Origin of the sequence: Sphingomonas melonis (assembly GCF_013409985.1) — a bacterium.
Taxonomy (GTDB): Bacteria; Pseudomonadota; Alphaproteobacteria; order Sphingomonadales; family Sphingomonadaceae; genus Sphingomonas; species Sphingomonas melonis_A.
Genome location: NZ_JACCBY010000004.1, coordinates 238,508 through 252,272, shown reverse-complemented (window position 1 = coordinate 252,272; position 13,765 = coordinate 238,508). Strand labels below are relative to the sequence as shown.

At 65.9% G+C, this 13,765-nt stretch carries 9 protein-coding genes; 8 read left to right on the top strand and 1 reads right to left on the bottom strand.

The genetic code is table 11. From position 1 onward, the window contains the following. Positions 1 to 195: 195 nt before the first annotated feature. The 8 genes from HD841_RS14620 to HD841_RS14585 all read left to right on the top strand — a co-directional run bounded on the left by HD841_RS14620 (position 196) and on the right by HD841_RS14585 (position 11,335). Complete coding sequence (locus HD841_RS14620; RefSeq protein ID WP_179509612.1) at positions 196 to 2,748, top strand: TonB-dependent receptor; 2,553 nt, start codon at positions 196 to 198, stop codon at positions 2,746 to 2,748. Positions 2,749 to 2,952: 204 nt separating this feature from the next. Further along, a complete protein-coding gene (locus HD841_RS14615; RefSeq protein ID WP_179509611.1) occupies positions 2,953 to 3,609 on the top strand; it encodes a TetR/AcrR family transcriptional regulator in 657 nt (218 codons plus the stop codon). A gap of 130 nt (positions 3,610 to 3,739) precedes the next feature. Next, entirely contained in the window at positions 3,740 to 5,041 is a 1,302-nt protein-coding gene (locus HD841_RS14610; RefSeq protein WP_218845571.1) for a phosphatidylinositol-specific phospholipase C1-like protein, read from the top strand. A 29-nt stretch (positions 5,042 to 5,070) separates the two neighbouring features. After that, positions 5,071 to 7,356: a GH92 family glycosyl hydrolase gene (locus HD841_RS14605; RefSeq protein ID WP_179509610.1), complete on the top strand. Its 2,286-nt coding sequence runs from the start codon at positions 5,071 to 5,073 to the stop codon at positions 7,354 to 7,356. Between the two features lie 10 nt (positions 7,357 to 7,366). Continuing rightward, positions 7,367 to 8,500, top strand: coding sequence for a helix-turn-helix domain-containing protein (locus HD841_RS14600; protein ID WP_179509609.1), 1,134 nt, complete (start codon positions 7,367 to 7,369; stop codon positions 8,498 to 8,500). A gap of 4 nt (positions 8,501 to 8,504) precedes the next feature. Then, positions 8,505 to 9,332: a sterol desaturase family protein gene (locus HD841_RS14595; RefSeq protein ID WP_179509608.1), complete on the top strand. Its 828-nt coding sequence runs from the start codon at positions 8,505 to 8,507 to the stop codon at positions 9,330 to 9,332. After that, positions 9,329 to 9,790: a DUF2147 domain-containing protein gene (locus HD841_RS14590; protein WP_179509607.1), complete on the top strand. Its 462-nt coding sequence runs from the start codon at positions 9,329 to 9,331 to the stop codon at positions 9,788 to 9,790. Before HD841_RS14595 ends, HD841_RS14590 begins: the two co-directional genes overlap by 4 nt. 81 nt (positions 9,791 to 9,871) lie before the next feature. Then, on the top strand, positions 9,872 to 11,335 hold the full coding sequence (locus tag HD841_RS14585) for an amidase family protein (RefSeq protein WP_179509606.1): 1,464 nt from the start codon (positions 9,872 to 9,874) through the stop codon (positions 11,333 to 11,335). Positions 11,336 to 11,372: 37 nt separating this feature from the next. Here HD841_RS14585 and HD841_RS14580 read toward each other — a convergent pair whose 3' ends face one another. Further along, the gene (locus HD841_RS14580; protein WP_179509605.1) at positions 11,373 to 13,703 is read right to left on the bottom strand and encodes a TonB-dependent receptor; all 2,331 of its coding nucleotides are present in this window, start codon (positions 13,701 to 13,703) and stop codon (positions 11,373 to 11,375) included. Between the last annotated feature and the right edge of the window lie 62 nt (positions 13,704 to 13,765).

Below are 13,765 nucleotides of genomic sequence, written 5' to 3'. Positions count from 1 at the left end.
GAGGCCGATGTAGGCGCCATGTGAGGAAGAGGCAAGCGATCCAGCCGGTTCGATCGCCACTCCGCCGCCCGTCGATCGCGCGACCGCCGCCGCGCCACCGTTTCGCAAACGATGTCACAAAAATGCTACTGATCGCTAGTATCCGGGCCCCGCATTCTAGCGGGGGTTATTATGTCACGAGTTCGGATTACGCGGATGATGGCAGCGTCCATGATGATGATGGGGGGAGCAGGCAGCGCGGCGGCCTGGGCTCAAACGGCTCCGACGCCACCGGCGGGGTCGACGAGCGTCCTCGACATGCTCGGCCGGCCAGACGCGCTGTCGCCGAAAGAGGCGCAGGCCGTGCTGGCGAAGCTGCGCCAGCAGGGCATCACACCGCCCGATTGGCTTGTCGCCCGTGCCCGGGCGGCGTCGCAGGAGGTACGCAGGGAGGATGACAGCAACGATATCGTCGTGACCGGCAGGGCCAGTTTGCAGGCCCGCACGCTGGCGCAGACGAGCTACGCTATGTCCACGATCACCAGCAAGGACCTGCAGATGCGGGCACCGATCGGCGTGGCGGCGGCGCTGCAGCAGATCCCCGGGTTCGACGCGGGCAGCAGCGGCGAGGCGAGCGGCGGCGTTCAAGTGCGGGGCATCCCGCCGATCGGCGGAGCCGGCTATGGCACCGTCGCGCTGCTTGAAGATGGACTACCGATGCAGGCCGATCCGGGGCTCGGCTGGCTGAACGGCGACGAATCGTTGCGGATCGATCAGACCGTCGGCCGGATCGAGGTGGTGCGCGGCGGTCCGTCGACGATCCTCTATTCCAACGCGCCGGGCGCCGCGATCAACTTCATCACGCGACCGGGCACCGAGACCTTCAAATCGCAGCTGCGCTACGAATATGGCGACTATAACATGCATCGGGTGGATAGCTGGATCAGCGGACCGCTCGGCAAGGGGGGCTGGCGCTACTTCGCCGGCGGCTATTGGCGGACATCGGATGCGCAGCGCTATGCCGGCTATAATGTCGATCGTGGCGGTCAGTTCAGGGCCAATGTGTCGCGCGCGTTCGCCAAGGGCGCGCTGGCGTTCGGGATCAAGCGGATCGACGAGAAGATCAGCGATCCGCGACAGGTCGTCTTCACCAACGACGCCCATGGCAACCCGGTCGATCTGCCCGGCTTCGACTCGTTGCGCGATACCGTCGCCGGCCCGGAGAGTCGCCGGTTCGACCTACCGACCGACGACGGCGTGTTCCACTTCGATGCCGGACGTGGCACGAACGTCAAGCTGACCCAGGTCAGCGCAGAGGGCCGGTACGATTTCGGCAGGGACTGGTCGATCACGGAACGGGCGCGTTATCGCGACAGCATCGTCAGCCGCAACGGGATCTGGCCGTACCATGCTTACTCGGCCAACGATTACCTGAAGGGTGAGACGACCGAGGAGACCGAGCCGGTGCTGCTCTATCGCGACACCGGCATTCCCTTTGCGCCGCGCAATCAGAACGGCAACGGCGTCGTCCTGCTGGATCTCGCCCGATCCTATACCCTGCCGCTCAACGAATTCCTTTCCGATACGCGGCTCAACGGCAGCTTCTCGCTTCATGGCCGTCATGACGTCGCGATCGGTTTCTACTTTGCGCGCGTCAACGAGATCTACGATCGCATCAACGCCGGTCTGCTGACCGACTATAAGAACAATGCCTCGGTCTTGCTCTTCAAGGTTCGCAAGAAGAGCACCGGAGAATTTATGCCAGGGTCAGCGATGACTAATGATCAAGGTGTGTTGCGGTTTCCCTATCCGTCGCTGGAGCATGACGAGGGGGATTCGGCGACGCGCGCGGTGTACGTGAGCGACGAGTGGCATTTCACGGACAAGCTGCGGTTCGAAGGAGGCCTGCGTTGGGAAGGGATTGCCATCCATAATCCCACCGCCGTCGCGGATTGCGACGACTGTTCCGGATCGCATCACTTCGCCAAGGTCGCGTGGACAACCGCCGCGAATTACCAGTTCCAGCCGCACTTCGGCAGCTACATCCGGTACACCAAGGCAATCAGGCTGCCGAACATCAGTGACTATATCGACCAGGCTGGCGCCGACCCAGTCACCAGAACGCTGAATTTGACGGAGGCGGGGATCAAATATTTCCGGCCGAAGATCGATATCAACCTCACGGGGTTCCGTACCGTATACAACAATTACGAGGTGAAGGATTTCCGGCTCGTCAAGGGATGGCCGACTCCGTTCCGTGTGTTCGCCAATACCTATACGATCGGCCTGGAGCTGGAGGCAAAATGGCGGCCGGTCGATTGGTTCGATCTGCGCGGGCAATGGACGCACCAGGATGCGCATTTCAGCGATTTGCAGATCGGCGATGCGTCCGGCAAAAAGATCGACTATTCCGGTCATAAGCTCGACGATATGAAGGCGGATATCGTCATGATCACGCCCGGTCTCAATCTGCTGGATGACCGGTTACGCATCCAGAGCGACATCCGGTACACTGGGCCGTTTTACTATGACGCGGCGAACCAGATCAGGATCAGCGGTATGACCACGGCGAGCCTGAACATGCTCTATTCGCCGACCGACAAACTGGACTTCAACCTGATCGTCGACAACCTGACGAATGTGCGACGCATGGTGTCCGGCAACCCGCGCGCGGGCCGTCTTCAGAATATCGAGGCCGGGCAGAGCCTGATGATCGGTGCGCCCATGTATCGTCGCAGCGCCCGTCTGGCGCTTACCTATCGCTATTGATCCAATTGCCACCCGTGCAGCGCGCCGCCGTCGATCGTATCACGATGGGCGGCGGCGTGTTGCCCGGCGCGGTGGTCACGTGCATATCTGATGGATAATGGCTGTTCATCTTACAGGTAATCGGCGGGCGGGTCCGGTCGCCAAGCGGGTGACGCCGCCTCGAGGCAGTGGCGGCAGCCGGCCCGTCGACCGGGTGCCCGCGGAATGACCCAATCGGCCTACCGCAAGCCCAAGCAAGCGCGCAGCATACGCACCTATGAAGCCTTGCTGGACGCTGCCGGTATCTTGCTGGGCGAGGTCGGGATCGAACGGATCTCCACCAATCTGATCTGCGAGCGGGCGAAGGTCACGCCGCCGACGATCTACCGCTACTTCGACGACAAATACGCCGTCATTCGCGCGCTTGCCGAGCGAATGACCGAGCGGCAGCAGGCGGCGCTGCACGAATGGGTGACCCGGCACGCGCTGTCCGACACGGAAACGATCTTTGCAGATATCGGCAATCTGCTGCGCACCCTCATCCACATCATCAGCGAACAGCCAGGGGCGATGTGGATCCAGCGCGCGCTGCGCGCGATCCCGTCCATGGCGCCGCTCCGCCTCGCTGCCCATAACTATGCGGCGGAGATATTAACCATGATGTTCCACCGCCACGCGCCGGACACCGAGCGCGAGCTGATCCGTCGCCGCGTGCGGCTGGCGGTGGAGATCACCTATTCGATCGAGGAAATGATCCAGGAAGAAAATATCGCGCCCGAACAGATCGTCGACGACGTTCACTTCATTCTCAAGTCGATGCTCTATTTCCCTGAATATTCTCAATATTCGGCCGGGCCGGCCCCCGATCCCGCGCAGCGATAGCGCAGTCCCTCCATAGTTGTCATAAAAGGATAGCAATAACTATCTTAAAGCGGTGCTCCGACGAGGATAGTGACGGGGTATCGAAGATGGGTCTCGGGATGCGCAATGCCGCGCGGCGGGTGATGGCGGGGTGGCCCTGGCGGGGCTGGTGTCGGTATGCGGCGTGACGGCGGCGAACGCCAAGGGCGCGTGCAACCTTCGGGCGGCGGACGCTGCTGCCGCCGGCACGGACTGCGCGCGGGCGTGGATGGACGAGAATCTGCGCCTCAATGATCTGCTGACGGTCGGTACGCACAACAGCTATAAACAGGCTATTCCCGAGCCGGATTATACGTTGATCGCCTCGCAGATCCCGAACCTCGTGCCGGCGCTGGATTTCGCGCACAAATCCCTGACCGCACAACTCAACGCAGGCGCACGGCAGCTCGAACTCGACGTGGTCTATGACCCACGCGGCGGCGTCTTCGCCCATCCGCTGGTGCTGAAGTTCAGTGCGACGGCGATGCCCGCCGGTTGGGCGGAAACGATGGCGCAGCCCGGCTTCAAGGTGTTGCACGTCGCCGATGCCGACTTCTGGTCGAGCTGTTTCACGCTCAAAGCCTGTCTGGGGGAAATCACCGCCTGGTCGGAACGGCATCCCGACCATGTGCCCATTCTGATCCTGATCAATGCCAAGGATGGCTGGAGCGTTCCGGGTGGCACCCGGCTGCTGCCCTTCACGCGATCGGCGTATGACGATCTCGACGCCGCATTGCGCGAAGGGCTGGGTACGCGTCTCATCGTGCCCGACGATGTGCGCGGCACCCGCGCGACGTTACGCGACGCGGTCCTGCACGACGGCTGGCCGCGCCTGGGGCAGGTACGAGGGAAGTTCCTCGTCGCGCTCGATGAGACGCCGGCGAAGACCGCGCTGTATCGCGGCGGGCATGAATCGCTGGAGCAGCGGGTGATGTTCACCAACACGAGCGACGTGACATTGCCGTCCGCGGCCTATGTAACGCGCAACGATCCGGTCGGTGAGGCGGCACAGATCGCCGCCGATGTACGGGCCGGCCTGATCGTACGGACGCGGGCGGATTCGGACACGCTGGAAGCGCGCGCCAACGATGTCGCACGCCGCGATGTCGCGTTGCGTTCGGGCGCCCAATGGGTGTCGACCGATTATCTGTGGCCGGATGCGCGGTTCACCGGTGGGTATCAGGTGCGTCTGCCCGATCATGACGCGGCGCGGTGCAACCCGGTCCGCGCGGCGACGAAATGCGGCGGCGTGCCGATCGAGACGGTCGCCGCGATCGACGCCGGCGCCGCCGATGGCGAGGCGCTGCACAGCCCGCCGCTCCGGTCCCAGCACGTCGATCCGGCGACGGTGCGTCGGACCTTGGCCGATGTGCCGCAACTCCAGGCCGAAGCGAACAGCGGCACGCGGCCCTGAGCGGCTGCCTTGGCCAAGAAGTAGGTCCGATGGTTCTCCATCCCATTCGATGGCGCGTGTCGACGCTGCTGGCGGTGGCGCTGGCCGGCGGTCCGGCGACCGGCGTCGGCCGCCCGGCGATGCATGATCCGGTCGAGGCGGTCGACCCGTTCATCGGGACGGATGGTGGCGGGCAAGTCTTCGTCGGCGCCGCTCGCCCGTTCGCGGTGGTGCGGCTGGGGCCGGACGTCATGCCGTTCGATGCGACGGTGCCTTACAAGGCCGGCTACCGGACGTCGGGCAACATCCTCGGCTTCAGTCATCTGCATCTCAGCGGCGCAGCGGGGAAATACGGCAATCTGCTGATGATGCCGGTGGCGGGGGTGGTACGGCCGGACGCGATCCGCTCGCCCCGCGAGCAGGAGGTGAACAGCCCCGGCTATTACGCCGCAACGCTGACCCGGTATGGCGTGCACGCCGAACTGACGTCCTCGCGTCGGGTCGGCTTCCACCGGTATCGCTTTCCGGCCGGCGCGCCCGCACATCTGACGCTCCGGCTCGACCATATCCTGACCAAGGGGGTCGGCGACGAGCGGCAGCGCTTCCTGGGCGGCGAGATCACGCGGGTGTCGCGATCCGAATGGCGTGGCTATGGCCGATATGCCGGCGGGTGGAACAACGGCGGGGAATATCGGGTCTATTTTGCGCTCGTCACGGACGTTCCGGCGGCTGCGACGCGCATGTGGCGCGGGCAGGAGATGCAGGCCGTGTCCGCCGCTACGGTCGATCACGACATGCCATTCGGCGTGGCGCTCGACTTCGCGGCGCTCCCGAAGGGGGTGCTGCAGGCGAAACTGGGCGTGTCCTTCATCGGCGCCGACCAGGCCCGGCGGACGATCGATCAGGAAACGCCGGGCTGGCATTTCGACGGGGTGCGTGCTCAGGCGCGGGCGGCCTGGCATAGGATGCTCGATCGCGTCCGCGTCGCCGGTGGCGGAGCATCCAGACGGCGGCAATTCTATACGGCGCTGTACCACACCATGCTGATGCCGTCTGACCGCACCGGAGAAAATCCCGACTGGCAGTCCGACGAGCCCTATTACGACGATTTCTACACGATCTGGGACACGTTCCGTACCAGCGGCCCGCTGCTTACGCTGATCGCGCCGGAGCGTCAGCGTGACATGCTGCGGGCCCTGATCGATATCTACCGCCACACGGGGTATCTACCCGACGGGCGGAGCGGCAACAGCAACGGGCGTACGCAGGGGGGCAGCAACGCCGACGTCCTGATCACCGACGCCTTTGTCAAAGGTTTGAAGGGCATCGACTATCGCACGGCCCTCGCGGCGATGCGAAAGGATGCCGAGGTCGCACCGGCGGACGATGAGAAGGAGGGGCGCGGCGGCCTGCCCGACTATCTCGAAAAGGGGTATGTCAGCCTCGCCTATCCGCGGTCGGGATCGCGGACGGTAGAATACGCCTATGACGATTATGCTATCGCCGGTCTCGCCTGCGGTCTTGGCCAGATCGACGCCGCGCGCGCAGCGGCGAGCCGCGCCGGCAACTGGCGCAATTTGTGGGATCGGGATCTCGCCGTACAGGGCGTCCACGGGTTCCTGAGGCCGCGTAATCCGGACGGCAGCTGGGCGGCGGCCGACTTCGCGCGCGGCGGGGAGTGGTCGTCGTTCCTCTACGAGGCGGATACCTGGACCTATTCGCTCTACGTGCCGCATGATGGACGTGGCCTGGTGGCGCTGGCGGGGGGCGCGGCGGCGTTCGTCCGCCGACTCGACACCCTGTTCGATCGCGGTCATTTCGATATGAGCAACGAACCGGGTTTCCTGATCCCGATGCTGTACCATTGGGCGGGGCGGCCGGACCGGTCCGCCGATCGTATCGCGGAACTGCTGGAAAGCCGCTTTGGCGACGGCCGCGCCGGGCTGCCGGGGCCGGACGATTCAGGTGCGATGTCGAGCTGGTTCGCGTTCCAGGCGCTCGGCATCTTTCCGGTCGCCGGGCAGGACGTGTATCTGATCGGCACCCCGGGTTTCGCCGAAGCGACCCTGATGCTCGGGGGTGGCCGCAGCCTGCAGATCGTGGCCCCCAACTTCGACCCGCAAGGCCTCAACCGCTATGTCGTTGCCGCGACGCTGAATGGACGGCCGCTGACCCGCGCCTGGTTCCGCCATCGCGACATCGCGGCGGGCGGGGTGCTCGCGCTCACCATGGCATCCGCGCCGACCGACTGGGGACGCGACACGCCGCCGCCGTCCCAGTCCGATCCGTCGTCCCCGCAGCTCGCCACCTGCGCGCCAGCTGCGGTCGCACGCTAGGCCCGCCGCTATGCACGCGCTGCTGCTCGAGGTGCTGGCGCGCGGCATCGCGGTCGGCGCCTTATGCGCGCTCGGCGCCGGGGCGTGGAAGGCGGACGGCCTGGCGTCCGCGCGCTACGCCGCCTTGCTCTTCGTGGTGAGCGCAGCGGCCTATACGATCGCGGCGGCGCCGATGCTGCTCGCGGCATTCGGGCCGTTTGGACCCGCATTGCGTCTGCTCGGTCTGGGGGCGCCCGGCCTGTTCTGGCTGTTCGCCGTGGTCCTGTTTGATGACCGCCGCCTCTCCTGGTTGCGCTTCCTGCCCTACGCCACCCTGACCTCCCTCGGCATCGCGGCGCAGGACATGCCGGCGCTGGTTCCTGTTCGCGCGCTCTTGGAAACGGGACTGACCGGCCATGCGCTTGGCGTCGTCGTGAGCGGCTGGCGTGAGGATATGGTCGAGACACGGCGCAACCTGCGCGGGCCGTTTCTCTCCGCCGTCGCATTGTACATCTTGCTCCTGTGCCTGCTCGCGCTCGTCGGCGGGGTCGCCAGTGGCGGTGGCGGATTGCGGCTGATCGCGGGTGCGACTCTGGCGATCGTCGGTGTCGCCGGCTGCGTCATCTTCCTCGATGCGCGACCCGACATCTTCGGCCGTGGTCAGCCGGCCGCCTCCCTCACGCCCGCATCGGCGGAGGGCGAGGAGGCGCACCTCGCGCGCGTCCTGCACCTGATGGATGTCGATCAAATCTGGCGCCGCGAAGGGCTGACCATCGGCGCACTCGCCCAGGCCGCCGGTATGCCGGAGCATCGTCTGCGCCAGATCGTCAACGGCGTACTGGGGTTTCGCAATTTCACCGCCTTCATCAACGAGCGACGGATCGCCGCAGCGAAAGCCATCCTTGTCGATCCCGACCATGAGCGCATGCCGATATCTGCAGTCGCCTACGATCTGGGATTTGGCTCGCTGGGACCGTTCAACCGCGCCTTCAAGACGGCGACCGGCGTCACGCCGACGCAATGGCGCCGCTCGAACGCAAATGCCGCCATCTGCGCCCGCGAAAACACTGGCCGATTGTCCCAACCCTCGGCGATTTCGAAATCCGGCGAGACGCCCGCCAGCACCGGACCTAGCCGAGCGCCCGGTTTAATCGACGGAATCTGATGTGATGTTTACGCCGATGGCAATGACCGCGGGCCTAGCGGGGCGCGCCGTGCTGATCCACCAAATCGAGGCACGCTGGTTCCATGTCTTCACGTCCATATTCCTGCGCTACGCAGCCTTTTCCTGCGGGGTCTGGCTGTTCTTCGCACTGCTGAAGCAGCGTATGCAGTCACGGAAGATCCAGGCGAAGGATGTCGCCGCGGCGCAGATCCGCACCGAAATCCTGGTCTCCATCCGGTCCGTGTTCGTCTTCTCCGTAATTTACGCGGCGCTGGAGGCGGCGGAGAAGGCGGGGTACGTCCCCGGTCCGCAGATCGCGGCGCGTTGGGGACCATTCTGGTTCGCCGCGAGCCTGTTGCTCATCATTCTGGTGCACGACGCCTATTTCTACTGGGTGCACCGGCTGATCCACCACCGGCGCCTGTTCCGGAAATGCCATATGCGGCATCATCGCAGTCGCAATCCGACGCCGTTCACCGCCTATAGTTTCGACATCGCCGAGGCGGTGCTCATGGCCGCGTTCGTACCCCTGTGGATGGTGCTGGTCCCGACCCCGTGGACAGTCATCGGCATATTCATGCTTCACCAGATCGCCCGCAACGTCATCGGCCATGCCGGCTATGAAATCTCGCCGGCGCGTCGTGACGGCCGGCCGTTGATCGACTGGATGACGACGGCAACGCATCACGATCTGCATCACCAAAAGGTGACCTGTAACTACGGCCTGTATTTCACATGGTGGGACCGGTGGATGGGCACCGAGCATCGTGACTATCATCGATGCTTTGCGACCAATGCTGGCGTCACGCGACAGCGAGCAGAGCCTATATGAGCCGCGTCGATCTTCAGGCGAGGCGGAGTATCGCGCTCGCATGGGGTGTCGTGCTGACACTGTGCTGCGGACCGGCGATGGCACAGGCGGACCGTCCGACGGATGTCGCCGGCCGATGGCAGACCGACCGGGACGACGGGGTGGTGACTATCGATCGCTGCGGCCGCGAGCTGTGCGGACGCGTCGTCGGTGGGGGGCGGCTGAGCGCCAACCCTGACCAACGCGACACCCATAATGCTGACCCGGTGCTGCGGGAACGCCGGGTCGAGGGATTGGTGGTGCTGGACCACATCCGCAGTGAACGCGGCGTGTGGCGTGCCGGTCCTGTCTATGATCCGTTGAGCGGGCGCAGCGCACCTGCGGCAACGCTGACTCCGCGCGCTGACGGGACGCTCGAGGTGAAAGCCTGCCTCGCTGCGATCCTCTGTACCGTGCAGCGCTGGCATCGCCAGCGATGACTGATCGCGTCACATTCTGTGGGCAAGGAACTATCGATGCTGAATTGCGAGAACCAGCCGGTCCGATACGGACGCCGCGCGGTGCTGAAGGGCGCCGCAGCAACGGCCGTGCTGGCCGCCGCCGCGCCGGCGCGCGCGACCGATGCGCTGTCGAACCTCGACGCGACCGGCATCGCGGCGGCGATCCGGCAAGGCAAATTGAGTGCCGCCGAGGCGCTTGACGCCGCTGCTGCCCGGATGCGGGCGGCGGGTGCGCAGCTCAACTGTTTCAGCGAAGTGATGGTGGACGAAGCGCGCACGGCGCTGCGGCGGCTCGATCGGTCTGCGCCGTTCGCGGGCGTGCCGATCGTGATGAAGGACGAGGAGCCGCTCGCGGGTCACCGGTTCCACTTCGGATCGCGGCTTGATCGGGTGATGCCTGTGGCCGATCGCGACGGGCCAGTGGCGGCGCTGGTGAAGCGGGCCGGCTTCAATGTGGTGGCCCGCACGACGATGAGCGAATTCGGCGCGCTGCCGACGACCGAGACCATGGCTTACGGGGCCACGCGCAACCCCTGGTCCCTCGGTCATACGCCGGGCGGATCGTCGGGTGGAGCGGCGGCGGCGGTCGCGGCGGGCATCTTGCCTTTGGCCCATGCCGTCGATGGTGCCGGCTCCATCCGCATCCCTGCGAGCAACTGCGGGCTGGTTGGACTCAAGCCGTCGCGGGGACGGGTGGTCAAGGATGCACCGGCAGTGGCGTTCGACCTGGTCGAGCCGCTGTGTCTGACCCGGACGGTGCGCGACACGGCCAATTACCTGGCGATCGCCGAACGGCGTGGAGCGCATGCCGTTCTGCCGCCAGTGGGGCGCGTGACGCAGTCCAGCAACCGGTGTCTCCGCATCGGCCTCGTCGCCTCGGGCCTGAGCGGCACGTCGCCCTCGCCCGAGGTTGCGGCGGGACTGGCGGCGAGCGCAACGCGGCTCGAGGCGATGGGCCACACCGTCGAGCCCAGCCGATGGCCGTTCGATGGCCCGGCGTTCCTCGATGATTTTTCCTTGCTCTACGCAGCGGAAGCGGCGGCGATCAAGAAGCGGCTGATCGCCGATCTTGGCGTCGATCCCCGCCGCGTTCCCGAGTTGGTCGAACCGGCATCGCTGGCGATCGCGTCCGCAGGAGAGATGGTGCCGGCGGTGGTCACCGAGGCGGCGATGGCACGGGTGGCCGCCGTGTCACGCAGCTATTTCGGCTGGTTCGATCATTTCGACGTGCTGCTGTCACCCGTTCTGCTGACGCCACCGGTGCCGATCGGATCGATCACCGGCGCGCTGCCCATTCTCGCGCTGTCGGATAAGCTGAAAGCCTATGCCGATTACACCATGATCCAGAACGCCACCGGCGGCCCGGCGATCAGCTTGCCTTTGCACTGGACCGCTGACGGGATGCCGGTCGGCATGCAGTTCGCTGGGCCGCTCGGCGGCGAGCGCACGCTGCTGGAACTCGCCTTTGCCCTGGAAGAGGCTCAGCCTTGGGCGAGCCGCCACCCGGGCGTCTGGGTGGCGTGATCGACCGTCCTGCCGATGGCGGCGTCCACTCCCTCGATCAGAATCGCCCGGTGACCTGAATGCCATAGAAGCGGGGCTCCGCCGGGATGAAGGTCGGGATGCCGAAGCCGCCGCCGGTGTTGCCGGCGTCGAGCAGGTAGCGGCGGTTGAAGGCGTTGCGGATGAAGCCGGCAAGCTCGTACCTGCCGTCCGCGACGCTGACGCCGGCGCGGGCGTTGACCAGCGTCACCGCGTCCTGCGAGATTTCGGGGCTGTTCGGCAGTTCGAAGAAGATGCGGCTGCGGTAGGTGATGCTCGGCGTCGCGAAGGCGCGGACCCCGCCACCCAGCGGCACGTCCAGCGTCAGGCCCGCCGCCGCCTGCCATTCCGGTTGCAGGCGGAAGCGCGCGCCCGAGAAGGCCGGAGCGAAGCTGTTGTCGCGATCGATGCCGCCATCGATATAGCCGACGTTGCCGAACAGGTTGATCCAGCGCGCCGGCCGGATGTTGAGCTCGCCCTCGAAACCGAGGTTGCTCGCGCTGCCCGCGCTCTGCGTGCGGGCGACGCCGTCCGCGCCCACCACGCTGACCTGGAAGCCAGTGTACTTCTGGTAATAGACGCCGACCGACCCGGACACCACGCCCTGCGCGGCCTTGAGCCCTGCTTCATAGTTCCAGACCCGCTCTTCGGGAACGAGCTGCAGGTTCGGCACCGCGACACCGCCGGCCTGCGCCGCGGACAGCTGGACGACCGGCGAGCGCCGGCCCTTGGAGATCGTCGCGAAGGCGTTGATCCGATCGGACAGGCGCAACAGCGCATTGAAGCGGGGCAGCACTGCGGCGAAGCTGCGCACCGCCTCGAACGTCCGTCCGCCGGTGTCGACCTGGCCGGGTATGAGCGAGAGTGCGGTCGGGATGAGCAGCGGGCGCGGCACCGTCGCGACATAGCCGGACCGGCGCTGCTCGATCAGTGCCCGCACGCCGGCGGTCAGTTCCAGCGCGGGCACGGGGATCCAGGTGGTGTCGGCGAAGACCGAATAGCTGTCGTTGCGGCCCTGATTCTCGAATACGGACTGGTAGGGGATCTGCGTCCGGGCGCCGCGCGTCAGCAGCGCGGTCGCCTGCGCCGCCTGGACGACGCCGGCGGCATCGATACAGGGCAGGCCGGGCACGACGCGCCGCGCGCACTGGATGAACGTGCCCTCCTCGGTTGAGAAGGGGACGGTCTGGCGATTGCGTTCGAAGAAGGCGTTCCACCCGAATGCGGCGCGCCAATGCGGATCGGCATAGCTGAACCGGCCCTCGTGGCTCGCCTGCCAACCCTTCGCATGTTCGGCGAACTCGAGGTACCAGGCCGCCGAGCCGTCGGCGTCGAACACCTCGAGGCTGTCGAACTCGCGATAGCCGTTGACGGTGGTGAAGGTAAGATCGGGCGTGATCGCATAGGCGGCGGTGAGATTGACGTCATACACGTCGCGGTCGAGCCCGAGCTGGTCCTTGCCGAACACCTCGCGCGACAACGGCGATCCGCCCAGATTGGCGCGGCCGAAGGGATTGCCCGGCCCGTCCGCGGTCGGCAACGCCCGCGAGATGAACGGCGTGCCGCCGTTGCGCTGCCGGTCGTACGTGCCGATCAGGTCGACGGTGAGCGCGTCTGTCGGCGTCCAGCGCAGCGAGGTACGCACGCCCAGCTGATCCTGTGCGTAGAGGTCCTTCTTCTGGCTCGGTGCGAGATTCTCGACATAGCCGTCGCGCGTCTTCCATTCGAAGGCGATACGGCCGGCGAGCGTGTCGCTGCCGGCATTGACGAAGCCGGACAGGATCGTCGCGTCGTAATTGCCGTAGCCGCCGGTCAGCGCGGCCGAGAAGCCCTTGCGCGGGCGCGCCGAGGTCATGCTGATCGCGCCGACCGCCGATGCGGTGCCGAACAGTGTCGCCTGCGGCCCCTTGATCACCTCGACGCGTTCGAGGTCGTAGATCGCCTGATACGAGCCGCGCGAGCGCGAGATATCGACGCCGTTATAGTAAAGCGTGACGCGCGGCCCCTGCTGAGCCGAGCCGGAATCCGACGTGATGCCGCGGATGACGATGCCGGGATTGTTGGCGCTCTGCTCCTGCACGTTGAGGCCGGGGATATAGCTCGACAGCTCGTCCAGATCGCCGACGCCCAGCTGGGTGATCCGCTCGCCGGTGACCGCCGAAATGGTGATCGGCACGTCGACCGCGCGCTGCTCGATCTTCTGCGCGGTGACGAGGATGTCGCCGGCGGTCGCGTCCTGCTCCGCGGCGGGCGATGTCGCGTCCTGAACCGACACCTGAGCGAGCGCCGGCGCGGCGGAGAGGGTGGTCGTGGCAAGTAGAATGGCGGCGAGCGAAACGCGCTTTGTCATGATGATCCCCCGTTTGTGCGGCAGGCGATGGGGTATCTGCATGAAGACCAAGCGACATTTCG